22 protein-coding genes are annotated in these 22,884 nt (G+C 71.8%); 11 read left to right on the forward strand and 11 right to left on the reverse strand.

What is annotated here, in order from left to right; translation table 11 throughout:
• Positions 1–157: 157 nt before the first annotated feature.
• Together O7623_RS16335 and O7623_RS16340 are read left to right on the forward strand one after the other, a co-directional pair.
• Positions 158–937, forward strand: coding sequence for a DUF4184 family protein (locus O7623_RS16335; protein WP_282223909.1), 780 nt, complete (start codon positions 158–160; stop codon positions 935–937).
• Between the two features lie 199 nt (positions 938–1,136).
• Positions 1,137–1,790 carry a signal peptidase II gene (locus O7623_RS16340; RefSeq protein ID WP_282223910.1) on the forward strand — a complete coding sequence of 218 codons (654 nt, stop codon included), beginning with the start codon at positions 1,137–1,139 and terminating at the stop codon, positions 1,788–1,790.
• Here O7623_RS16340 and O7623_RS16345 read toward each other — a convergent pair.
• The 3 genes from O7623_RS16345 to mfd are packed head-to-tail and all read right to left on the reverse strand — an operon-like array spanning position 1,734 to position 7,154.
• Entirely contained in the window at positions 1,734–2,741 is a 1,008-nt protein-coding gene (locus tag O7623_RS16345; RefSeq protein ID WP_282223911.1) for a MazG family protein, read from the reverse strand. The genes O7623_RS16340 and O7623_RS16345 overlap by 57 nt on opposite strands.
• A complete protein-coding gene (locus tag O7623_RS16350) occupies positions 2,738–3,427 on the reverse strand; it encodes a hypothetical protein (RefSeq protein ID WP_282223912.1) in 690 nt (229 codons plus the stop codon). Before O7623_RS16350 ends, O7623_RS16345 begins: the two co-directional genes overlap by 4 nt.
• A gap of 13 nt (positions 3,428–3,440) precedes the next feature.
• Complete coding sequence (mfd, locus tag O7623_RS16355) at positions 3,441–7,154, reverse strand: transcription-repair coupling factor (protein ID WP_282223913.1); 3,714 nt, start codon at positions 7,152–7,154, stop codon at positions 3,441–3,443.
• A gap of 542 nt (positions 7,155–7,696) precedes the next feature.
• Between mfd and O7623_RS16360 the strand changes: the two genes are divergently transcribed.
• Together O7623_RS16360 and O7623_RS16365 are read left to right on the forward strand one after the other, a co-directional pair.
• Positions 7,697–7,975, forward strand: coding sequence for a winged helix-turn-helix domain-containing protein (locus O7623_RS16360; protein ID WP_282223914.1), 279 nt, complete (start codon positions 7,697–7,699; stop codon positions 7,973–7,975).
• A gap of 54 nt (positions 7,976–8,029) precedes the next feature.
• On the forward strand, positions 8,030–8,935 hold the full coding sequence (locus O7623_RS16365; RefSeq protein ID WP_282223915.1) for a DUF559 domain-containing protein: 906 nt from the start codon (positions 8,030–8,032) through the stop codon (positions 8,933–8,935).
• On the opposite strand, the gene O7623_RS16370 is transcribed toward O7623_RS16365, so the two are convergent.
• A complete protein-coding gene (locus tag O7623_RS16370) occupies positions 8,916–9,125 on the reverse strand; it encodes a hypothetical protein (protein ID WP_282223916.1) in 210 nt (69 codons plus the stop codon). The two genes, O7623_RS16365 and O7623_RS16370, sit on opposite strands and share 20 nt — an antisense overlap.
• On the reverse strand, positions 9,122–9,664 hold the full coding sequence (locus tag O7623_RS16375; RefSeq protein ID WP_282223917.1) for an LD-carboxypeptidase: 543 nt from the start codon (positions 9,662–9,664) through the stop codon (positions 9,122–9,124). The genes O7623_RS16370 and O7623_RS16375 overlap by 4 nt, the downstream gene beginning before the upstream one ends.
• A gap of 191 nt (positions 9,665–9,855) precedes the next feature.
• On the opposite strand from O7623_RS16375, the gene ppc reads away from it, so the two are divergent.
• Positions 9,856–12,738: a phosphoenolpyruvate carboxylase gene (gene ppc / locus O7623_RS16380; protein ID WP_282223918.1), complete on the forward strand. Its 2,883-nt coding sequence runs from the start codon at positions 9,856–9,858 to the stop codon at positions 12,736–12,738.
• Positions 12,739–12,844: 106 nt separating this feature from the next.
• Here the strand turns inward: ppc and O7623_RS16385 are convergent, their stop codons facing one another.
• The 4 genes from O7623_RS16385 to O7623_RS16400 are packed head-to-tail and all read right to left on the reverse strand — an operon-like array spanning position 12,845 to position 16,383.
• A complete protein-coding gene (locus tag O7623_RS16385; protein WP_282229434.1) occupies positions 12,845–13,543 on the reverse strand; it encodes an ABC transporter permease subunit in 699 nt (232 codons plus the stop codon).
• Between the two features lie 20 nt (positions 13,544–13,563).
• Positions 13,564–14,541 (reverse strand): ABC transporter ATP-binding protein, encoded by a 978-nt coding sequence (locus O7623_RS16390; RefSeq protein ID WP_282223919.1) that lies wholly within the window; start codon positions 14,539–14,541, stop codon positions 13,564–13,566.
• A complete protein-coding gene (locus O7623_RS16395) occupies positions 14,538–15,461 on the reverse strand; it encodes an ABC transporter permease (RefSeq protein ID WP_282229435.1) in 924 nt (307 codons plus the stop codon). Before O7623_RS16395 ends, O7623_RS16390 begins: the two co-directional genes overlap by 4 nt.
• On the reverse strand, positions 15,454–16,383 hold the full coding sequence (locus O7623_RS16400; protein WP_282223920.1) for an ABC transporter ATP-binding protein: 930 nt from the start codon (positions 16,381–16,383) through the stop codon (positions 15,454–15,456). The genes O7623_RS16395 and O7623_RS16400 overlap by 8 nt, the downstream gene beginning before the upstream one ends.
• A 262-nt stretch (positions 16,384–16,645) precedes the next feature.
• Between O7623_RS16400 and cysC the strand changes: the two genes are divergently transcribed.
• The 6 genes from cysC to O7623_RS16430 all read left to right on the forward strand — a co-directional run bounded on the left by cysC (position 16,646) and on the right by O7623_RS16430 (position 21,920).
• Positions 16,646–18,175: an adenylyl-sulfate kinase gene (gene cysC / locus O7623_RS16405; protein ID WP_282229436.1), complete on the forward strand. Its 1,530-nt coding sequence runs from the start codon at positions 16,646–16,648 to the stop codon at positions 18,173–18,175.
• Positions 18,176–18,403: 228 nt separating this feature from the next.
• On the forward strand, positions 18,404–19,342 hold the full coding sequence (locus O7623_RS16410) for a sulfotransferase domain-containing protein (protein WP_282223921.1): 939 nt from the start codon (positions 18,404–18,406) through the stop codon (positions 19,340–19,342).
• A 103-nt stretch (positions 19,343–19,445) separates the two neighbouring features.
• Complete coding sequence (locus tag O7623_RS16415; protein WP_282223922.1) at positions 19,446–19,583, forward strand: hypothetical protein; 138 nt, start codon at positions 19,446–19,448, stop codon at positions 19,581–19,583.
• Positions 19,583–20,362 (forward strand): DeoR/GlpR family DNA-binding transcription regulator, encoded by a 780-nt coding sequence (locus tag O7623_RS16420; protein ID WP_282223923.1) that lies wholly within the window; start codon positions 19,583–19,585, stop codon positions 20,360–20,362. The genes O7623_RS16415 and O7623_RS16420 overlap by 1 nt, the downstream gene beginning before the upstream one ends.
• Positions 20,363–20,370: 8 nt before the next feature.
• Positions 20,371–21,474 (forward strand): galactose-1-phosphate uridylyltransferase, encoded by a 1,104-nt coding sequence (gene galT, locus O7623_RS16425; protein ID WP_282223924.1) that lies wholly within the window; start codon positions 20,371–20,373, stop codon positions 21,472–21,474.
• Positions 21,475–21,647: 173 nt separating this feature from the next.
• Positions 21,648–21,920: a hypothetical protein gene (locus O7623_RS16430; RefSeq protein ID WP_282223925.1), complete on the forward strand. Its 273-nt coding sequence runs from the start codon at positions 21,648–21,650 to the stop codon at positions 21,918–21,920.
• A 62-nt stretch (positions 21,921–21,982) separates the two neighbouring features.
• Here the strand turns inward: O7623_RS16430 and O7623_RS16435 are convergent, their stop codons facing one another.
• Positions 21,983–22,351: a hypothetical protein gene (locus tag O7623_RS16435; RefSeq protein ID WP_282223926.1), complete on the reverse strand. Its 369-nt coding sequence runs from the start codon at positions 22,349–22,351 to the stop codon at positions 21,983–21,985.
• A gap of 97 nt (positions 22,352–22,448) precedes the next feature.
• On the reverse strand, positions 22,449–22,814 hold the full coding sequence (locus O7623_RS16440) for a hypothetical protein (RefSeq protein WP_282223927.1): 366 nt from the start codon (positions 22,812–22,814) through the stop codon (positions 22,449–22,451).
• Positions 22,815–22,884 lie beyond the last annotated feature (70 nt).

Here is a 22,884-nt window from a genome sequence, read left to right on the forward strand (position 1 = left end):
GGTCCTGCGACGCGACACGCGGCAGTGCTGTCCGCTGTCGCGAAGTGGATCAGGACCGCCCACCGGCATCACGTCCAGGTAGAGTCCGGCAGCGTGGCGGCAGGGGTACGACCAGCCTGGGCCAACGGCCGCCAGGGTGGTCAGGAGGTGAGGCGCGATGCCGTTCACGGGTAGCCACGTCGCGGCGGTACTGCCGCTGACCCGGACGGCGTGGCTGGTCCCCTCGGCCCTGGTGATCGGGAGCATGGTCCCCGACCTTCCCTACTTCCTGCCGCTGCCGGTGGACGCGACACTGACCCACTCGCTCGTCGGTGTCCTCACCGTCGACGTGATCCTGGGTCTGCTGGCGGTGGCCGTGTGGCACGGGCTGCTGGTCCGCTTCCTGACTGCCATCTCGCCGGCTCCGCTACGCAAGCGCCTGCCACCGCCCGCGGCCCGGCGGCCGAGGTCGGCGCACCGGGTGGCGATGCTGGTTGCCTCGCTCGTGCTCGGGGCGTCGACCCATGTGCTGTGGGACTCGTTCACCCACGACGGCATGTGGGGCGCCACGCACATCGACTGGCTGGCCGAACCACACTTCGGCACGGCCGGCTATCGCTGGGCGCAGCGGGTGAGCAGCGTCGTCGGCGCGGCCGTCGTCACGGTCTGGCTGGTCCGATGGTGGCGTACGCGGCCGCCTGCGGCCAGACCCGCAGCCACGCAACCGCCACCGGCCGGTCGGCTGCTCATCGTGTCCGCGTGGACGACCATCGGGCTCGCCGCCGCCGGTGGTCTCGCTCTGGCCGCCGCTGGTGCCCCGACGCCCCAGCGCATGGTGTTCCTGGCCGTCACCTATGCCGGCGGCGCCGGTCTGGCGACCGTGACCGTCCTCGCTGCCGCCGCCGCGCTGCCTCGCGCCGTACGGCTCCTCCGCCACCGGGACGCGCCGTCGACGTGAGGCTCCCGGCAGCCTCGCCCGCCGGAGACGACGTCAGTCCGGATCGTCGCCGGCCGCCGTCTACGCCAAGCTTGGGCTCCGCCACTACACCGCGCCCTGATCAGACACCCGGCAGGCACCGGTCACCCCGGCAGGCACCGGTCACCCGGCGGTCGACGCGGCTGTGGGCTGCCGGGCGGCGGTGGGAGAATCACCGATCATGAGCGAGCAGGCCGGCACCGACGAGACCATCCACGAACCGACCGACGGCGGTACGGCGGCACGCGCGCCCCGCCAGCAGCGGTGGACCCGCCGGGCCCCGTGGCTCGCCTTCGGCATCGCCGCCACCGTGCTCGTCGTCGACCAGCTGACGAAGATGTGGGCGGAGGCGACGCTGACCCGGGGCGAACGGACCCCGCTGATCGGCGACGCCCTCGGCATCCAGTTGATCTACAACCCGGGCGCGGCGTTCTCGATGGGCGAGAACACCACCTGGGTGTTCACGATCGCCGCCGCGATCGGGGTCGGTGTCACGGCCTGGTTCGCCGCGCGGGCCCGCTCCCGAGGCTGGGCGGTGGCCCTCGGTCTGGTGCTCGGCGGGGCGTTCACCCACCTGCTGGACCGGCTGTTCCGCGAGCCGTCGTTCGGGCAGGGCCACGTCGTCGACTTCATCGCGTACTTCGACTGGTTCATCGGCAACGTCGCCGACATCGCGCTCTTCTTCGGGGTCGTCACGTTCCTGACCCTGGAGCTGCGCGGCATCCGGCTGCGCCCCGACGCCGCCGAGAAGTCAGAGTCGTCGGAGTCGTCGGAGTCGTCAGCCGGTGGTGGTGGCGCGGACGGCGTCGACGTACGCGAGGGCGGCGCGGCGTAACGCCCCTTCGGCGTCCAGGCCGTCGGCCCGGGCCTGCGCGACCAGCGCGAGCAGGTGCGCGCCGAGCCGCGTCGACGGGTCCGGGGCCGCGTCCGGCTCCGGCAGCGGTACGTCGACCCCGGCCCGCCCGGCCCGCTGCAGCACCTTGTCGGCCAGCGACAACGCCGGCTGGGCGAGCACGATCCCGTCCATCGGTGACGGCGTCCCGCCCACGCCAGCGGCGGCACCCGACTCGGCCCGCTCGGCGGCCTTGATCTGCTCCCAGTTGTCGATTATTTCTTCCACACCGTCGACCCGCACACCGGCGAAGACGTGCGGGTTGCGGCGGATCATCTTCGCCACCAGCCCGCCGGCCACGTCGTCGACGTCCCAACGTTCGTCCTCGGGCAGCTCCTGGGCGAGCCGGGCGTGCAGCACCACCTGCAGCAGCACGTCCCCCAACTCGTCGCGCAGCGCCGGCAGGTCACCGGCGGCGATGGCGTCGTACGCCTCGTAGCTCTCCTCTAGCAGATACCGCGCCAAGGAGTCGTGAGTCTGCTGCCGCTTCCACGGATCCCCGCCGGGCGAGACGAGACGGTCCATCACCTCGACGGCGTCGAGCAGCCGGGCCCCGGGCGGATCCCAGGAGCCGTACATCAGCTCCAGCTCGGCCAGGCCGGGCTCGCGGGCCAGGCGCAGCCCCAGCCGGCGGGCCAGGTCCTCGTCACCGGTCGGACCGGCCAGCCAGACCGCGGTGCCGTGCGCGGCGGCCGCCGCCAGCAGCGTCTCCTCTGCGGGCTCCGGTGCCGGCGCGGTCACCGGCGAGCCGCCGGCCACGCTGATTGCCGTGGTCAACTCGCTCTCCGCGCCGGCGAAGACCGGAAACCGGCGTACGGTGTCCCACGCTTGCGCCGTGAGCAGCCCGGCCGGCAGCCGGGGCGAGGTGACCAGCAGGACGACCCGGGCGGTCACTGCCGTTCGCTGACCGTACCCGAGTCGGTGTCGCCCAGCGGAATGCCGACCGCGATCACGTTGCTCTGGAAGCTGAGCACCGGAAACTCCAGCGGGCGGTAGCGCGGGTTCACCGACACGTCCTGCTCGGCGGCCGCCTCGGCGATCGTGTTCCGGGTGGCCAGGGCCGACCGCAGCTGCTCGCCGTCGAGCTGGCTGGCGGCCTCCTCGTCGGTGACCTCGGCCGGGATCACCCCGGCGGCGCGGCCCCGGTCGACCAGGTCCTGCAACTCCTCCTGGGTCGGCTCGACCAGCTCGCCGCCCTGCAGCCCGGAGATGCAGGTCCACGCCTGCGCCGCCGCCTGCACGTACGCCGAGTCGGCCGGCAGGCCGAACTGCTGACCGTACTGCTCCGGAGTGATCTGCTGGCCGCCGGCCGGCACGTCCAACTGCTCGCAGACGTCAGCCAGGACCAGGGCGCTGACGACCTGCTGGCGGGTCGGCGCAGCGGGGGCACCCTCCGGGGCGGCACCGTCGGCGCCGAGCTGCTCGGTGAGCTCGTCGACGAGGCGGGTCACCTGCTCCTCGGTGTACTGCTCGTCGCCGACATAGGCGGCGACCCCGGGCTGCGACCGGCAGGCGGACAGTGCGGCGACCCCGACCAGGGCAATGACGGTGATCGACGCCAGGCGACGGACACGCTGCATGGACGACACTCTCTCACGCACCCTTGCCGGCCGGTGCACCGACCCGGGCACTGTCCGTCGACGTCGACGCTGCGCTGCTCGGCGGGTCGCCGAGCAGGTCACGCAGCAGCTGGCCGCACCAGTCGAGCAACGCCTGGTCACGCAGCGGGTCCCCGCCGATCCGCCGGGTCGTCGGCCGGGGCACGCTGACCTGGTCGACGGCCGACTTGTAGACCGCGTCCGGGTGGTAGCGCTTGAGCCGCAACTGCTTCGAGTCGGGCAGCACCAGCGGGGCGAACCGGACATGCTTGCCCTGCATCGACACGTCGGTCAGCCCGTACGCCTTCGCCAGCAGCCGGAACCGCGCCACCGCAACCAGGTTGCCGACCTGCTCCGGTGGTTCACCGTACCGGTCGGTCATCTCGGCGACGATCTCCTGCAACGCGGCGGCGTCGCGGGCCCCGGCCAGTTTGCGGTACATCTCCAGGCGCAGCCGTTCCACCCCGATGTAGTCGTGCGGCAGGTGCGCGTCCACCGGCAGGTCGACCTTCACCTCGGCGGCCTCGGCGTCGTCGGGCGTCTCGCCCTTGAAGTTCTGCACCGCCTCGCCGACCATCCGCACGTACAGGTCGAAGCCGACACCCTCGATGTGGCCGGACTGTTCGCCGCCGAGCAGGTTGCCGGCACCCCGGATCTCCAGGTCCTTCATCGCCACGTACATGCCGGCGCCCAGCTCGGTGTGCTGGGCGATGGTGGCCAGCCGCTCATGGGCGTGCTCGGTGAGCGGCTTCTCCCGCGGGTAGAGGAAGTAGGCGTACGCCCGCTCCCGGCCCCGGCCGACCCGGCCCCGGATCTGGTGCAGCTGGGCCAGGCCGAGCAGGTCGGCCCGCTCCACGATCAGCGTGTTCGCGTTCGGGATGTCGATGCCGGATTCGACGATCGTGGTGCAGACCAGGACGTCGAACTCCTTCTCCCAGAAGCCGACCATCACCTTCTCCAGGGCGTCCTCACCCATCTGGCCGTGCGCCACCGCGACCCGCGCCTCCGGCACCAGCTCGCGCAGCCGCCGGGCCGCCCTGTCGATCGACTCGACCCGGTTGTGCAGGTAGAAGACCTGGCCGTCGCGGAGCAGCTCGCGGTGGATCGCGGCGGCGACCTGCTTGTCGTCGTACGCGCCGACGGCGGTCAGCACCGGGTGGCGCTCCTCCGGCGGGGTGGCGATGGTCGACATCTCCCGGATTCCGGTGATCGCCATCTCCAAGGTGCGTGGGATCGGCGTCGCCGACATGGTCAGGACGTCGACCGAGGTACGCAGCGACTTCAGGTGCTCCTTGTGCTCCACCCCGAACCGCTGCTCCTCATCGACGATGACCAGCCCGAGCTGCTTGAAGCGGGTCGCCGACTGCAGCAGCCGGTGGGTGCCGATGACGATGTCGGCGGTGCCGTCGGCGGCAGCGGCAAGGGTCTGCTCGGTCTCCTTCGCGGTCTGGAACCGCGACAGCTGGCGGATCTGCACCGGGAACTGGGCCATCCGCTCGGCGAACGTGTTGTAGTGCTGCTGGGCGAGCAGGGTCGTCGGCACCAGCACCGCCACCTGCTTACCGTCCTGCACCGCCTTGAACGCCGCCCGTACCGCGATCTCGGTCTTGCCGTAACCGACGTCGCCGCAGATCAGCCGGTCCATCGGGGTCGACTGCTGCATGTCGGACTTGACCTCGTCGATCGCCGCCAACTGGTCCGGGGTCTCGGTGTACGGGAAGGCGTCCTCCAGCTCCCGCTGCCACGGGGTGTCCGGCCCGAAGGCGTGCCCCTTGGCGGCCTTGCGGGCCGCGTACAGCTGGATCAGCTGGGCGGCGATCTCCCGGACCGCCTTACGGGCCCGCGCCTTGGCCTTCTGCCACTCCGAGCCGCCCATCTTGTGCAGCGTCGGCTGCTCGCCGCCGACGTAGCGGCTGAGCTGGTCGAGCTGATCGGTCGGCACGAACAGCCGGTCACCGGGCTGGCCGCGCTTCGCCGGGGCGTACTCGATGACCAGGTACTCCCGGTCGGCGCCGTTGACCTTGCGCTGCACCAGTTCGACGTAGCGGCCGATGCCGTGCTGTTCGTGCACCACGTGGTCGCCGGCGCGCAGCTCCAACGGGTCGATGGTGTTGCGCCGGCGGCTCGGCATCTTGCGCATGTCCTTGGTGGACGCGCCCCGGCCGCCGCTGATGTCGGCCCCGGTGACGATCGCCAGCCGGGCCCGTTCGGCGAGGAAGCCGTTGCCGACCCGGCCGCAGGTGACGATCAGCTCACCGGCTTTCGGCGCGTCCGGCACGGCCTCGGTGAGGGTCGCGCCGAGCCCGGCGTCACGCAGCACGCTGACCGAGCGCTGCGCCGGCCCGTGCCCCTCGAAGACCAGCACCACCGACCAGCCGTCGCCGGTCCAGCGTTTGAGGTCGTCGACGACCCGCGCGGTCTCTCCGTGGTACAGCGGCGCCGGGACGGCGGCCAACGCCACCGCGTCCCCGGCGTCCGGGGTCACACTCACCGGAGCCGGCGCGTCCGCCCACGGCTCGTCGTCAGAGGTCGAGTCGGTCTCCGCCTCGGTCAGCCCGAACGGCGACAGCGTCCACCACGGCTGGTCGAGCGTCGCGGCCACCGCGCGTACCTCGGCCAGCGTGCGGAAGGCGGCCGCGCCCAGGTCGATCGGGGCCTGGCCACCGACGGCGGCCGCGGCCCAGCTGGCTTCGAGAAACTCCGCCGAGGTACGGACCAGATCGTGCGCCCGGGTGCGGATCCGCTCCGGGTCGCAGAGCAGTACGTGGGTGCCGGCCGGCATGCAGTGCAGCAGCAACTCCATGCTGTCGGTGCCGTCGAGCAGGGCCGGGGCGAGGGACTCCATGCCTTCGACCGGGATGCCCTCGGCCAGCTTGTCCAGGATCTCGCCCAGCTCGGGGTGCTGCTGGGCCAGCTCGGCGGCCCGCCGCCGTACCGGGTCGGTGAGCAGCAACTCCCGGCACGGCGGGGCCCACAGCTGGCCGACGGCCTCGATGGTGCGCTGGTCGGCGACGGCGAAGGTACGGATCTCCTCCACGTCGTCGCCCCAGAACTCGACCCGGGACGGGTGCTCGTCGGTCGGCGGGAACACGTCCAGGATGCCGCCGCGTACGGCGAACTCACCGCGCTTGGTGACCAGGTCGACCCGCGCGTACGCCATGCCGACCAGCCGGTCGACGGTCTCCTCCAGGCTCGCCGTGCCGCCCGGCGTCAGGTGCACCGGCTCCAGGTCGCCGAGCCCTTTGAGCTGCGGCTGCAGCACGGACCGGACCGGCGCCACGACCACCCGCAGCGGCACCGTGTGGGTGGCACCATCCTGCGTCGGGCCGGTGTCGGCGTCGGGGTGCGCCAGCCGGCGCAGCACGGCGAGCCGCCGCCCGACGGTGTCCGATCGTGGTGACAGCCGCTCGTGCGGCAGCGTCTCCCAGCTCGGGAAGACCGCCACTTGACCGGCCGGCAGCAGGTCGCCGAGGGCGGCGGCCAGGTCGTCGGCCTCCCGGCTGGTCGCGGTGACCGCCAACACCGGCCGTCCCGCGCCGCCTGCGGTTGTTTGTGCCGCCACCGCCGCGACCGTGAACGGGCGCAGCGCCGGCGGCGCGGTGACGTCCAGCCCGTCCTTGTCTGGCGTGGCAACCTTGGCCAGGTCCCGTACCCGGGTCAGGGCGGGATCGGCGAGGGCGGCGCTGAGCAGGCCGGCGAGCGCGGTCATGATCACAACCTTCGCGGTGGGATACGCCTTGCTGTGCGGCGGTGCACGCCTGGGGCGCACACGCGACGACAACCCCGCGCCCGGTACGGGCGGGGGGTCAGGCCTACCAGCCTATCCGCCCCGCCCGCTCCGCCGAGGTCAGGCGGCCCACCGGTACGGGGTTGCCGCGTCGCCGCGCCGAGGCACCGCGTCGCCGGGTAGTAGTCGTGGAATGAGGTGCACCAGGGCGAGCGCCTGCGCGCGGTCGACCGGCCACTGGTCGACGTCGTCACCGAGCCGGGACGAGTGCCAGGCCGCGCTGTCGGGCGTGGTCGCGCAGTCGGGGCCACGCAGACACCGCGGCGGATGGGCACGCTTCGGTAAGAGCAGTCATCGAGGAGCCAGGAAGTCGCTCACCGGTCAAGGCCCGGGAACCTGGAGCGCCAACTCCACCCGGGCCGCCTACAAAACCTCACCACACTTCGACCTGCCACGGTCGACTTGGCCAATCTAGGATTACCTGTCATGTCAGGTCAAGCCCTGTTCTCTCTTGACATTGACGCTTGAGCGAGATCCGTGATCACATGGGCATACCTGCCACGGAAGTCACGCCCATGCCTGCCTACACGAAGAAACAGCGCTTGATCGACACGCTGACCTCGCGGATCGAGTCAGGCGAGTACCCACCCGGCGCGAAGCTGCCGTCCGGCACCGAGCTCTGCGCTGAGTTCGACGTATCCCGTCAAGTGGTCCGCGCCGCGATCGACTGGCTCAAGGCACGTGGCCTCGTCGATGGCGCACCCGGCGCCGGCGTGTTCGTACGGGAACAGTCGGATCGGTGACGTAACCGGCCACCGGGGCTGCGGTCGGCATTCGGCGTCGGGCAGGCTCTGCCGATGTCCCGCGCCGCCAAGATTCCGCGTGAGCTGAGGTCGGCCCCGTTCTCCGGGAGCGAGGCAGTCGCGACCGGCCTGGTCACCTGGGGCATGTTGCGCGGACCCACCTGGCGACGGTTACTCCCCGACGTCTACCTGCGGGCGGCTGCGTTCGACGCCGACGACCACCGGATGTGGTGCGAGGCGGTGTCAGTGAAGTTGCCGGTCGGTGGAGCGGTCAGCGGACTGAGCGCCGCACTGCTGTGGGGTGTCGACCTGCTCCCCCGAGGCGGCGGCCCGGTGCACGTCACCCTGCCCCGCTCGGCCCGGCTGGGCACGCATCCTCGGCTGGCGATCTCCCGTCGCACCCTCGACCCGACCGACATCACCATCTTGTTCGGCGGCGTACCGCTGACCACCGAGGTGCGTACCGCGTTCGACCTGGGCCGACTTCTCCCCCGCGCCGACGCGCTCGCCGCGCTCGACGCCATGCTGCACCGCCGCCTGTTCAAGGTCGACACCCTCACCTGTTACCTGAACGCCCACCCTCGCGGACGCGGCATTGCTCAACTGCGCGAGCTCGTCGGGCTTGCCGAGCCACGGACCGAGTCACCGATGGAGTCCCAGCTGCGGCTGCTGCTGCACGACGCCGGACTGCCCCGCCCGACCGCGCAGTACGAGGTACGCCTGCCGACGGGACGGTTCATCGCCCGGGTCGATCTTGCCTACCCGCAGTGGCGGATCGCGATCGAGTACGAAGGTGACCATCACCGGGAGCGTGCCACGTTCCGCCGTGACATCAGCCGGTACAACGCGCTGCGGGCCGCCGGCTGGCTGACGCTGCGCTTCACTGCGAACGACGTACTCCGACAAAGCGGGCAACTCACCGATCTGGTTCGACATGCCATCATCCAACAAGGCGGTTGAACGGATCGAGGGAACCGTCATTGTCGTCATCCGGCAGGTTTAACGACAATGGAGGTTCCCTCGCCGCGACGGAGGGGTCAGTAGTACACACGTGGGTGCGGCGGGCGGCGACGTCGATCCGGGCGAGTCCGCCGATCGGGACGATCAGCTGCGGATCGGTGTGCCCGACGTCAAGACCGAACACGATCACCGGCGCAGCGCCAACTCCAGCCTCAACACCACCACCGGTGCCATCACGACCAGCGCCAAGGCCAACTCCACCACCACGCCAGCGCCAGCCCCACCACCAGCACGGCCGTACTCGGTGAAGGCACGCAACACAAGCGGGCGCGGCGGGTCGAAGAGGGCGGCACGTAGGGAGGCCAGGGTCAACGGGTGCATCGCGCCCGGCCGGCCCAGGTGCACCAGCACCGAGCCGCCGTGGAAGGCGACCGTCCCCTGAGCGCGCGGGTGGTAGAGGCCGTGGAGGTGGTGCAGCAGGTTGGTGTTGTCGGAGTAGCCGAGGAACGGCCTCGGGTTCGCCCGCAGCACCTCGTCGTCGAGATGGCGGATGACCGTCAGCTGGTCGTCACCGCCGACGGCGCGATCGACGAGGGAGGCATGCGCAGCCCTGGTGGTGGGGTACCCCACGGGCACGAGGCCGAGCTGGTCGCGCAGCCGGCGCAGCCCCAGTTCGTACACGTGGGGGTAGACGGCCGCAAGTCCGGCGGAGGGCGACAGAACGGCCACCCGGTCCCCGGCCGCACCTTCAACACTGAGCGTCGGCAGGACCCTTGCGGAGGCGCAGAAGGGGACATTCCGGTACGGTACGCCGATCGCTGAGACAAGACTCACCAGTTTCCCCGCGCCCGGGGGGATCGCCGATAGCATCCAAAGATGTCGGACAGCGCCGTCCCTCGTACTCGCGTGAGGAGCGACCAGTGACCGAGCTGTCCGCAAACCCGATGCCCGACGCCCCGCAGACCGACGCCGCGACGCTCGACGCCACCCGGCTCGACGCGACGCTCGACGCCTCCGGCACCAGTCAGGATCAGGACGGACCGGACGCGGCGCTGCGGGCGGACATCCGCCGGCTCGGCACGCTGCTCGGCCAGACCCTGGCCCGGCAGGAGGGCCAGCCGCTGCTCGACCTGGTCGAGGAGATCCGCGCCCAGGTACGCAGTGACGCCGAGGCCGCCGCCGCCCGGCTCGGCGCGATGGACGTGACGACCGGCACGAAACTGGCCCGCGCGTTCTCCACCTACTTCCACCTGGCGAACATCACCGAGCAGGTGCACCGGGCCCGGGATCTGCGCCGCCGGCGGGCCACCGAGGGCGGCTGGCTGGACAAGGCGGCGACGTTGATCTCCGAGCGGGGGGTGTCGGCGGACGAGATCGCCGCCGCCGCCCGCCGGCTGGCGGTCCGCCCGGTGTTCACCGCGCACCCGACCGAGGCGGCCCGTCGGTCGATCCTGTCGAAGCTGCGCGCGGTCGCCGACGAGCTCGACGTGGAGATGACCGAGGCGGTGCTCTACGGCGCCAGCGAACACACCTCGGCGAGCAGCCGTCGGCTGGCGGAGCTGCTGGACCTGCTCTGGCAGACCGACGAGTTGCGGCTGGACCGCCCGGATCCGACCGACGAGGCCCGCAACGCGGTCTACTACCTGCGCGACCTGTACGCCGACGCCGCCCCGCAGGTACTCGACGACCTCGCTGACACGCTGCGCCGGCTGGGCGTCGAGACGTCCCCGACGTCGCGGCCGTTGACGTTCGGCAGCTGGATCGGCGGGGACCGGGACGGTAACCCGTACGTGACGCCGGCGGTGACCCGCGACGTGCTGATGATCCAGCACGAGCACGGGATTCAGGCCACCGACGCGGCGATGGACGCGCTGATCAGCGAGGTGTCGGTGTCCCGGCGGCTGCGCGGGGTGTCGTTGGATCTTTCCGCCAGTCTGGCGAAGGACCTGGACGCGTTGCCGGAGGTGGCGCCCCGGTTCCGGCGGACGAACGCGGAGGAGCCGTACCGGCTGAAGGCGCGCTGCGTGAAGGCGAAGCTGGCGAACACCCGGCTGCGGCTCAACCAGGGCACCGCGCACGTGCCGGGGCGCGACTACCGGGGCTCCGACGAGCTGCTGGCCGATCTGGAGCTGATGCGGGCGTCGCTGGCCCGCAACGCCGGGCAGCTGACGGCGGTCGGCAAGCTGGCGTCGGCGATCCGTACGGTGGCCGCGTTCGGCCTGCACCTGGCGACGCTGGACGTACGGGAGCACGCCGAGGCGCACCACGCGGTGCTGGCGCAGATGTACGCGCGGGTCGGGGAAGTGCCTGACTACAACTCGCTGTCGCGCCCCGAACGGACGAAGCTGCTGGCCGACGAGCTGACCGGGCGCCGCCCGCTGTCCAGTATCGACACTCCGCTGACCGAGTCGGCGCGCAAGACGTTCACCGTGTTCGGCACGATCCGCGAGGCACAGCAGCGGTTCGGTCCGGAGGTCGTCGAGTCGTACATCATCTCGATGACGCTGGGCTGCGACGACGTGCTGGCGGCCGCGGTGCTGGCACGTGAGGCCGGGCTGGTCGACGTGCACACCGGGCAGGCCCGGGTCGGCTTCGTACCGCTGCTGGAGACCCCGGCGGAGCTGGACGCCGGCGGTGAGCTGCTCGACGAGCTGCTGTCGCTGCCGGCGTACCGGGCGATCGTGCGGGCACGTGGCGAGGTGCAGGAGGTGATGCTGGGCTACTCCGACTCCAACAAGGAGGCCGGCATCACCACCAGCCAGTGGAAGATCCACAAGGCGCAGCGGGCATTGCGGGACGTCGCGGCGCGCCACGGCGTACGGCTGCGGTTGTTCCACGGTCGTGGCGGCACGGTCGGTCGCGGCGGAGGGCCGACGCACGAGGCGATCCTGGCCCAGCCGTACGGCACCCTCGACGGCGCGATCAAGGTGACCGAGCAGGGCGAGGTGATCTCCGACAAGTACACGATCCCCGCCCTGGCCCGGGAGAACCTGGAGCTGACGGTGGCGGCCGTGCTGCAGGCCACGCTGCTGCACACCGCGCCGCGTCAGCCACTGGAGCTGCTGGAGAACTGGGACTCGGCGATGGACGTCGTCTCCGACTCGGCGTTCCGTTGCTACCGCTCGCTGGTCGAGGACCCGGACCTGCCGGCGTACTTCTGGGCGGCGACCCCGACGGAGCTGCTGGGGGCGCTCAACATCGGTTCCCGGCCGGCGAAGCGGCCGAACACCGGTGCCGGCCTGGGTGGGCTGCGGGCGATCCCGTGGGTGTTCGGTTGGACCCAGTCGCGCCAGATCGTGCCCGGCTGGTTCGGCGTCGGGTCCGGGTTGGCCGCCGCCCGCGAGGCGGGCCTGTCGAACGTGCTCAGCGAGATGTACGACCAGTGGCACTTCTTCCGCACGTTCCTGTCGAACGTCGAGATGATGCTGACCAAGACCGATCTGAGCATCGCGCGGCGCTACGTGGAGACGCTGGTGCCGGGTCCGCTGCAGCCGATCTTCGACAAGATCTCCGACGAGTACGAGCGGACGGTACGCGAGGTGCTGGCGATCACCGGGTCGTCGAGTCTGCTGCAGAACAACAACGTGCTGCAGCGCACGCTCGCGGTGCGGGACACCTACCTGGAGCCGCTGCACCACCTGCAGGTGGCGCTGCTGCGGCAGTACCGCGAATCGGGGGCGGCGACCCGGACGGTGGCGACCGCGCCGGGGGCGCGCCGGGCACCGAGTGACAACACCGCGTTGGAGCGGGCCCTGCTGACCACGGTCAACGGCATCGCCGCCGGGATGCGCAACACCGGCTGACCTCAGCGCACAGCCACCGATGACGCGGCCGGGCCGGCCGACCAGTGGGGAGACTGGTCGGCCGGCGCGGGCACCCCCCGATGCGCAGCCGCTCGGTACGGCCGGTTCAGCTGGTTTCGCCGGCCACGCTGAACGAGCGGAGCCGGTCGATGGCGAGCAGGGTGAACAGCACCGCGATCACCGCGGTCATGATCACCGATACGGTGATCGAGACCTGCCCGTCGAACAGCGCCGTGGCGGCCATCCGGTCGGCGAAGGTGACCACGTACTGCTGGACGGAGAGCACCTGGGTGCCGGAGACGACGTTGCCGAGCAGGCCCTCCCAGATCAGGACGTAGACCAGGCCGAGCAGCACCGGGCGGCGGGTGATCAGGCTCAGCGCGACGAACAGTGCCGAGTACGCCAGCGCGCCGGCGGCACTCGCGGCGGCCAGGGCCAGGCCGAGGCGCACCGAGTCGGCGAGCACTCCGGCGACGTACAGCGGCACCGCGACGGTCAGCGCGGTCACGCCGACCGCGACGGCGAGCTTCGGCAGCACGATCTGCCAGCGGGGCAGCGGCTTGCTCAGCACGTGCACGATGGTGCCGTCGTCGATCTCCGAGCCGAGGACGCCGGTGCCGACGATCAGCGCCACCACCGGCAGCACCACCGCCAGGCCGAGGCCGATCAGCACCGGCTGGGCCCAGTTGCTCGGGGCGACGCCGAGAGCCCGGCACAGCACCGCGAGTGCGATCACGAGCAGCGGCAGCGGCAGCAGGAGCAGGAACCGACGGCGGCCGAACAACCCCCGCGCGGTGATCCACATGATGGTCGAGTTCACGGCGGTCAGGCCTCCACGAGGTAGGAGAAGACGCTCTCCAGGGATTCGTCCGAGGGCAGCAGGCGATGCACCCGGATGCCTTCGGTCAGCGCGATCCGGGGCAGGGCGCGGGTGAAGCTGCCGTAGTCCCCGGCCCGTACGGTGAGTCCACCGCCCTTGATCAGGTCGACGCCGGCGACCGACTCGTGTCGCAGCAGTGCCACCGCCAACGCCCGGTCGTCGCTGGACTGGACGGCGAACACGTGCGGCCGGTTGGTCATCAGCCGCCGGATGCTGCGGAAGTCGCCGGAGGCGGCCAGCCGGCCGGCGACCATCACCTGGACGGTGCCCGAGACCTGCTCGACCTCCTCCAGGATGTGCGAGCTGAACAGGATGGTGCGGCCGGCGTCGCCGAGCGAGTGCAGCAGCGTCATCATGTGCATCCGCTGGCGCGGGTCCATGCCGTTGAACGGTTCGTCGAGCAGCAGCACGGCCGGATCGTGCACCAGGGCGGCGGCGACCCGGGTGCGCTGACGCATCCCCTTGGAGTAGGTGCCGATCCGCCGGTCCTGCGCCGGGGTCATCTCGACCAGCTCGATGGCCCGCCGGGCGGCGGCCGCCGGGTCCGGCAGGCCGTGCAGTCGGGCGCTGGCCAGCACGAACTCGTACGCGGTGAGGAAGCCGTGCACCGCCTCCCGTTCGCTGACCAGCCCAAGTTTGCGGTAGACGCCCGGGTTGCGCCAGGTCGGTTCGCCGTCGACGGTGACGCTGCCCCGCGACGGGGCGAGGAAGCCGGCCATCATGTGCAGCAGGGTGGTCTTGCCGGCGCCGTTGGGGCCGAGCAGGCCGGTGACGCCGGCACCGAGGCTCATCGTGATGTCGTTGACCGCGACGACGTTGCCGTACCAGCGGGACACCCCGGCCAGTTCGACGGCGCTGCCGGTGCCGGGGCCGGCGGCGGGGCCGGCCGGCGTGGCAGGCGCGGTGGTGGTGGAGGTGGTCATTGGCGGGCCGCCTTCCGGTAGCGGGCGATCAGGGCGGCGAAGCAGCCGGCGATCAGGACGAGGGTGACCAGTCCGTACAGCGGGCCGAAGGAGCCGATGCCGATGCTGCCGCCACCGTCCGGACTGGTGACCAGCGCGTCACGGAACAGCCACAGTCCGGTGCCCTGCACCAGGCTGGACGGCGCGGCCAGACCGGCGAGCTGGTTGGCGGTGACCGACGGCAGCACCGACAGCACCCCGACGATCGGGGCGGTCATCAGGAACACGGCGACCACTCCACCGGCGGCGAATGCCCGCTTGCCGGTCACCGAGGCGACGACCAGGCCGATGGCGCTGAACACGGCGGCCCACAGCATCGCGTACACCAGGCCCGGGGCCAGGTCGGTGACCTCGTCCCACACTCCGGACCAGCCGGTGTCGGTGGTGAACGCGCCGCCGAGGAACATCACCAGCTGCGGTGCACCGAGCAGCAGGAACACGGCGCTGGCCAGGGCGGCGAACTTGGCCAGCGGATAGTCGACCAGCCGCAGTGGCCGGGAGAAGTACAGCGGCAGGACGCCGCTGCCGATGTCGCGGGAGACCAGTTCGGGGGCGACGACCGCGACGAAGAAGATCACCAGCCAGCTCATCGCGTCGGCGAACTGCGCGTACGTCAGCAGCACCTGACCGAACTGGGCGCGGACCGTCACCAGCCCGGCGGCGACGACCACCACCACGCCGACGATGAACCAGGGGAAGATCTTGGCCTTGGCGCTGCGGCCGAGCCCGAAGGCGGTCCGCAGGCTGTGCGCGTAGAGCGCGCCGAAGACGTGGCGGCGGCCGAGTCGCTGGCCGGTGTAGCGCTGGTAGCCGATGTCGTGGATGACGCCGGCGGCCGGTGCCGGTGCGGCACCGCCGGTCGCGGTGAGCTGCTCAGACAGTGACACGGGTGTCCTCCGTGGTGGCGAAGAGTTCGGCGACCCGGTGCCGGCGCTGGTCGAGCCGGTGCAGCGGCAGGTCGAGGTCGACGACCGCGGTGAGGATCCGGTCGTACACGTCGGTGCCGCCGTCGGTGGGCACCGGCACCAGCAGCAGCTGCCCTTCCCGGGTGACCGGCAGGTCGGCGGCGGTCAGCCGGGCGGCGAGCGCGTCGGTGCCCTCGCTGACCTCGATGGCGAGCACGTCGCTGGTGGTGGTCATGTCGGACAACTGCGCCGAGCGCAGCAGCCGACCGCCGTCGATGGCGATCAGTGAGTCGCAGATCCGTTCCACCTCGCCGAGCAGGTGCGAGCAGACCAGCACCGAGATGCCGAACTCGGACCCGATGCGGTGGATCAGGGCCAGCATGGCGTCCCGGCCGGCCGGATCGAGGCCGTTGGTCGGCTCGTCCAGCAGCAGCAGGTCCGGGTCGTGCACCAGCGCCTGGGCCAACTTGACCCGTTGCTTCATGCCGGTGGAGTAGCCGCCGATCTGGCGGTACCGCTCCTCGTAGAGCCCGACGTGGCGCAGCGCCTCGGAGGCCCGTTCCCGCGCGGCGGCACGCGGCAGCCCGCTGATCCGCCCCAGGTGGGTGACGAATTCGGCGGCGCTCAGGTCCGGTGGCAGGCAGTCGTTCTCCGGCATGTAGCCGACCCGGGCGCGGACCGCCTCGGCGTCGGTGGTCGGGTTCAGGCCAAGGACGCGCGCCTGCCCGCTGGTCGGCGCGAGCAGGCCGAGGAGGATCTTGATGAGGGTCGACTTGCCGGCGCCGTTGGCGCCGACCAGGCCGACGATGCCGGGCTGGACGTCGACGGTCAGGTCGGCCAGGGCCGTCACCCGCCCGCCGTACGTCTTGGTCAGCGCATCGGTCGCGATGAGAGTCACCCGGTCAGCGTAGAAAGACCTGGCACCTCGTGGGATGGGGTTTCCCCCTCAATGTTCCCTGAGGTGCACCCCACATCGCGCCATTAGGGGTGGCCCGACGCCGCGCCGTCAGGGGTGGCACCGCCACCGCCCGGCGCTGAACCGCGTTCCGGTTCGACCCGATCGGACGTCGACATCGTGCGATGGCGGGAGAACTCGCCGTGCCAGTCTCGACCCACGGCCGGCAGGCTGCGAAACTGTGAGCCGATCCATTGGGGGTGTGATGACCGACGGCTGGGTGCTGCCTGACGACGTGCTGCGGGACGCGCCGGCGTACACGCCGCGGCCGTTCGAGCTGGCCGATCTTGAGCTGATCCTCTCCGGTGCCTACGCCCCGTTGACCGGCTTCCACACCCGCGACGACCTGACCGCGCTGCGCAGCCGCGGCCGGCTGGCCGACGGCACGGTGTGGCCGGTGCCGGTCACCCTCGAGGTGCCGGCCAGCCTGGTCGCCGGTCTGGACCTGACCAACCCGCTGCGACGGGTGCTGGTACTGGCCGACCCAGAGGGCGCTCCGGTGGCGGCGCTGGACGTCGCCGACGCGTGGCCGAGCCGGGACGGCTACTCGGCCGTCGGCGGCCGGGTCCGTCGGCTAGGCGACGGCGTCCACGGGCCGTTCCAGCGGCTGCGCCGCAACCCCGAGGAGGTACGCGCGCTGCTGCCGCCGGGACGGGTGCTCGGCGTGATCGCCGACCGCCCGTTGCATCGCCCCCAGTTGGCGCAGATCGCGCACGCGGCCCGCACCCTGGCCGCGCATCTGCTGATCCTGATTCCGGTCGCCGACGGCGGTGTCAGCGGGCTGGCCCCCGAGGTGCTGGTCCGGTCGGTCTTCGCCGCCCGGGACCGGATGCCGCCGGCGACGCTGGTCGCGGTGCAGTTGACCCGGCGCGGCGACGAGATCCGTGACGCGCTGCTGCGGGCCCGGGTGGCCGCCGCGTACGGCGTCACCCACCTGCTCTCCACCGGCGAGATGCTCTCCGGCGGCGGCCCCCGGGTGCTGGTGCCCCGGGAGCTGGCCTACGACAACCGGGACGGGCAGTGGCGCTGGCGCGACGACATTCCGCCGCGCAACCGACGGCTGGCGTTGAGCCAGGAGGAGATCGACGACCTGCTCGACCGGGGCTTCCCGCTGCCGGAGTGGCACACCCCACCGGCGGTGGCGCGGGAGTTGGCCCGGGCCCGGCCGCCCCGGCGCCACCGTGGCCTGGTGGTGTTCTTCACCGGGCTGTCCGGCTCCGGCAAGTCGACCATCGCCCGAGGGGTCGCCGACGCGCTGCGCGAGTCCGGCGACCGGACGGTCACGCTGCTCGACGGGGACGTGGTGCGCCGGGAACTGTCGGCCGGGCTGACCTTCTCCAAGGCCGACCGGGACCGTAACGTGCGCCGGATCGCCTGGGTCGCCGCCGAGGTGGGCCGCCACCACGGGGTGTCGATCTGCTGCCCGATCGCCCCGTACGCGCAGGCCCGCGCGGTCGCCCGGCAGATGGCGACGGAGGCCGGTGCCGGCTTCCTGCTGGTCTGGGTGGCGACGCCACTGGAGGTCTGCGAGGCCAGGGACCGCAAAGGCCTGTACGCCAAGGCCCGCGCCGGCCAGTTGACCGGGATGACCGGCGTCGACGACCCGTACGAGGAGCCGACCGACGCCGATCTGGTGCTCGACACCAGCAAGATGACCATCGAGGCGGGGGTGCAGGCGGTGCTGCACCACCTGACCGAGACCGGCTGGGTGGAGCCCCGGCTGCAGCCGGCCTGACCCACCGCCTCCGGACGGCCGCCCCGCCCCGCCCCGCGCCGCAGGCCGGGCTCCCAGACCACTGCGGGCCGCGTCGGTGCCGGCCGCATCGGTGCCGGACATGTCGGCCGGACACCGACCGGTTGTCCAGATGACGGGAAGTCATCCGCCCGGCCGGTCCCCGGCGCCCCGCGTCGGCGTTGACCTCCACGAGGGTGTGCACCACACCCTCGTGGAAGGGAGACGCCGATGCCGCTACGCAACCGGATCCCCGCGCCGTTGGCCCGGTTCGTGCCGGCCCGGCCCTGGTCGTACGGTCGGTGGACGGCACCCGGCCGGGTGTTGCCGACGTTCCTGATCTGCGGTGGCCACCGATGCGGCACCGCCGGGCTGCACCGGCTGCTCGCCGCCCACCCGCTGGTGCTACGGGCGGCCCGCCGGGACGGGGTCAGCTTCTTCGACGTCTCCTACGAGCGCGGCATCGACTGGTACCGGGGCCACTTTCCCCGGCAGCGCACCGCCCGGCGGCTGCAACGGCGGCACGGCGGACCGACGGGTGCCTTCGAGACCAGCCCGTACTACCTCTACCACCCGTACGCGGCGGTGCGCATCGCCCGGGACCTGCCCGAGGTACGGCTGCTCGTCCTGGTCCGCAACCCGGTCGACCGCGCCTGGTCGCACTTCCGGCTGGAGCGGGCGGCCGGCCACGAACCGGAGCCGTCGTTCGCCCGCGCGCTGGCGTTGGAGTCGGCGCGGCTGCGGGGTCAGGAGGAGCGGCTCGGGGTCGAGGCCGGCTACCGCAGCTTCGCCCACCAGCACCACGCCTACCGCCAGCGTGGCGAGTACGCCGCGTACCTGGACCGGCTGGCCGGGCAGGTCGGCCGGGACCGGATCCACGTGGTGGAGGCGGAGCGACTGTGGGCGGCGCCGGCACGGGTCTACGCCGAGGTGCTGGGGTTCCTCGGGTTGCCGCTGCTCGGCGTACCGCAGGCGGACCCCGTCGGGCCGCCGGCCGCTACCGAGGGCGCCCCGGTCGAGCCGCTGGCTGGCCGCATCCGGCGGGAGCTGGGTGACCACTTCGCCCCGCACGATGCTCGGCTCGCCGGCTGGCTCGGGCGCCCGCCGGTCTGGCGCACCGCCGACGTCCTGCACCGGATGCCGCCGCACCCGGACGCCACCACCTGGTGAGGCAGGCCGGCGGACGGCGTCGTGCCTCACCAGGTGACACCGGCTCTTCCGCTGGGCCTCGCTGCGCGATAGTGTTCGGATCTGTTTGATTAGGTTCGAGCACGTGGGAGGCATCGTGCGACGGCTGGTGCTGGCGATCGACGGTCCCGGCGACGACGGCCACCGCGACGGGCCGGGCACCGACGACCACCGCGACGGTCCCGACGTCGGCGACCGCCGGCAGCAGGCCGGTGCCCACTGATGCTCGCCCCGCAACGGCAGTCGGCGATCCTGGAGCGGGTCCGCGCCACCGGCGGGGTACGGGTCAGCGACCTGTCCGCCGAGTTCGGCGTCTCCGACATGACGATCCGCCGTGACCTGGACATCCTCGCCGAACGCGGCCTGCTGGCCAAGGTGCACGGCGGGGCGACGCTGGTCGACCCCGGCGCCGCCGACGAACCCGGCTTCGCAGCGAAGTCGGCCCGTCAGCAGGCGGAGAAAGCGGCGATCGCGGCCCGCGCCGCCGGCCTGGTCGCCCCGGGCAGCGCGGTGGCGTTGTCAGCCGGCACCACCACCGTCGAACTGGCCCGCCGACTGGTCGACGTCGCCGGGCTGACCGTGGTGACCAACTCGATCCCGGCCGCTGACGTGTTCTACCGCGACGGCCGCACCGACCGCACCGTCATCCTCACCGGCGGAGTGCGGACCCCGTCGGACGCGCTGGTCGGACCGGTCGCCGTCACTGCGCTGCGTCATCTGCACGTCGACCTGCTCTTCCTCGGGGTGCACGGGATGAGCGAACGGACCGGGTACACCACGCCGAACCTGCTGGAGTCCGAGACCAACCGGGCGCTGATCTCGGCGGCGGCCCGGCTGGTGGTGCTCGCCGACCACACCAAGTGGGACACCGTCGGCATCTGTTCGATCGCCCCACTGGCCGAGGCCCAGTCGCTGGTCTCCGACGCCGGGCTGACCGCCGCCGCCCGCGACGCCCTCGCCGGGCACGACGTCGAGCTGCTGATCGCCGATCCACACCGATAGGAACCCCGATGAAACGCAGTACCGTACGACTCGCCGACGGGCGGGAACTGATCTACTTCGACGAACGTGACGACGCCGTCCGCGACGCCCCCGACCTGCGGGAGCTGCCCCCACCGCCGCCCGCCTCCGAGCTGCGCTACGACCCGCTCACCGACGAGTGGGTGGCGATCGCGGCGCACCGACAGACCCGCACGTTCCTTCCGCCTACCGACCAGTGCCCGCTGTGTCCGTCACGGCCCGGCCGGTCCAGTGAGATTCCGGCCCACGACTACGACGTGGTGGTCTTCGAGAACCGCTTCCCGTCACTGAGCGACCGGATCGGGACTTCCGCCGACCCGTCGTCGGCCGGCGACCAGAACGGCATCACCCCGTTCACCCCGACCCGGCCCGGTCTCGGCCGCTGCGAGGTGGTCTGCTTCACCGACCGGCACGACACCTCGTTCGCCGCCCTGCCACCGGAGCGGGTGCGGACCGTCGTCGACGCGCTCGCCGACCGCACCGCCGAGCTGTCCACGCTCGATGGCGTGGAGCAGGTGTTCTGCTTCGAGAACCGGGGCGTGGAGATCGGAGTGACCCTGCATCACCCGCACGGGCAGATCTACGCGTACCCGTTCGTCACGCCGCGGACCCGGGCGCTGCTGGCCGCCGCCCGCCGGCACGCCGACGCCACCGACGGGCGCAACCTGTACGCCGACGTGCTGGCCGCCGAACGGGCCAGCGGCGAGCGGGTGGTGGCGGCGAACGAGCTGTGGACCGCGTACGTGCCGGCGGCGGCCCGCTGGCCGTACGAGGTGCACCTGGCGCCGCACCGGCAGGTGCCGGACCTCGCCGCGCTCGACGACGCCGAGCGGGATGCCTTCGGCCCGCTGTACCTGGACGTGCTGGGCCGCTTCGACCGGCTCTTCGACACCCCGCAGGGCACCGGGTACATCGCCGCCTGGCACCAGGCACCGGTGCGGGTGGATCGGGAACTGGGCTACCTGCATCTGCAGGTGTTCACGGTGCGGCGGGCGGCGGACAAGTTGAAGTACCTGGCCGGGTCGGAGTCGGCGATGGGGGTGTTCATCAACGACATCCGCCCCGAGCAGGCCGCCGCCCACCTCCGTCGCTGACCTGCGGTCCGCTCTCGGCCACGAGTGACGGGTCGTGGCCGAGAGCGGATGCTCAGAGGCTCCTTGCCCGCGCGCCGGTCCAGGCGAGCCGCTTCCCAATTCGGGATTCCCGATTTAGGATGCCGAGTGATCACTCAGGACGGGTTCTGTGACATCGATAGGAGGTAACAGACGTGTCGTGGTTCACCCTGGCTTTCCTACTGGCGCTCGTCGGCTCCAGCGCTTACGCCGCCGGCCGCATGCACCTGCGCTTCGCCTATCGAGCCGGCTACCGCCATGGGCACACCGACGGTGCCCACCGACAGGTCGGCACGATGGTGCGCGTCATGGAGGAGGTCTCCCGCAACGGCAGCGCCGTATACGCCCGACGACCGGCAGCGGGACCGGCCGGGCTGCCCTCCACTCAGGAGTACACCGCCACCGCCCGGCACCGCAGAATGGACTGACAGTGGCTGTCACAGTGGTCCGCCGGCGCATTCGCGCCGGCGGGCCACTGTGACAGCCACAACTATCCGGACTCCCGATCGTCCAGCTGGTCGACCACGTCCGCCAGCCGCGCAAGCCCGACGTCGATCCGCTCGAGACGAGCCGACGACACCGGTGGACTGATCGTCGAATCCAGGTGTTCCACCAGCCGGTCGCGCGCACCGCTGCGATGCGCACCAGCAGCCATCTCCGCTACCAGCGCGGCGGTGGTCCGATCCGTCGACAGGGCCACGATCCGGTTCCGCTGGGTCGGAGACCAGCAGCCGGCGGCGATCAGCTCCGCCACGAGGACCCGCACCGGATCGTCACCCGCCCCAAGACACCGGCCAACGGCGAGGTGCTCGGCCACCACCCGGACCGCCGCCCGCACTGCCGGGTGCACCGTCAGCACCCGCGCAACGTGCCTGCGGTACCGTGCCGCCCGGGCCAGCCTCCGTTGACATCAGCGGCCGAGTGAACGGACCGGCCCCGCCACGACGACTCGGCCATCACCAACGGCCGCTGTCTGGGTCCTCGGTCATCACTTTCGCGAATTCTTCAGACAACATCTGGGCCCAGCTCACCCCGAAAACGTCCACTCCGCCGCGCATCATCCCCATGATCGTCGAGACCAATGCCTGCCGGGTGAAGAGCAGCGTCGTCCGCGGAGCCCGCCGCCCAGCCTGATCCCAGCCAATGAACTCCGCATAGATGAAGCGGTCGCGACCACCGCCGGTGGTGTCAGCCGACACCACCCCGGTCCGCATGCTCCTGGCCCATATCGCCTCGTCGGCGGCCGGCGTCGCCGCCTGCCCGGGCCCACAATCCGGAACAGCCGCCCCATCCTTTTTGCCGCCCGGCTCATTGCCGTTCACTGATCGAAATGCCACCGCCAGCTCCCCCAAACTCGTCGCATTCGCAATGACGTGTCGCCATTGCCGCCGT

Origin of the sequence: Solwaraspora sp. WMMD791 (genome assembly GCF_029581195.1) — a bacterium.
GTDB lineage: Bacteria > Actinomycetota > Actinomycetes > Mycobacteriales > Micromonosporaceae > Micromonospora_E.

Coding starts and splice junctions, on each gene's coding strand:
- O7623_RS16410 (WP_282223921.1), top strand. CDS start 18,404: ATGCCGCTACGCAACCGGATCCCCGCGCCGTTGGCCCGGTTCGTGCCG.
- O7623_RS16385 (WP_282229434.1), bottom strand. CDS start 13,543: ATGTGGATCACCGCGCGGGGGTTGTTCGGCCGCCGTCGGTTCCTGCTC.
- galT (WP_282223924.1), top strand. CDS start 20,371: ATGAAACGCAGTACCGTACGACTCGCCGACGGGCGGGAACTGATCTAC.
- O7623_RS16340 (WP_282223910.1), top strand. CDS start 1,137: ATGAGCGAGCAGGCCGGCACCGACGAGACCATCCACGAACCGACCGAC.
- cysC (WP_282229436.1), top strand. CDS start 16,646: ATGACCGACGGCTGGGTGCTGCCTGACGACGTGCTGCGGGACGCGCCG.
- O7623_RS16390 (WP_282223919.1), bottom strand. CDS start 14,541: ATGACCACCTCCACCACCACCGCGCCTGCCACGCCGGCCGGCCCCGCC.
- mfd (WP_282223913.1), bottom strand. CDS start 7,154: ATGACCGCGCTCGCCGGCCTGCTCAGCGCCGCCCTCGCCGATCCCGCC.
- O7623_RS16365 (WP_282223915.1), top strand. CDS start 8,030: ATGTCCCGCGCCGCCAAGATTCCGCGTGAGCTGAGGTCGGCCCCGTTC.
- O7623_RS16335 (WP_282223909.1), top strand. CDS start 158: ATGCCGTTCACGGGTAGCCACGTCGCGGCGGTACTGCCGCTGACCCGG.
- O7623_RS16420 (WP_282223923.1), top strand. CDS start 19,583: ATGCTCGCCCCGCAACGGCAGTCGGCGATCCTGGAGCGGGTCCGCGCC.
- O7623_RS16350 (WP_282223912.1), bottom strand. CDS start 3,427: ATGCAGCGTGTCCGTCGCCTGGCGTCGATCACCGTCATTGCCCTGGTC.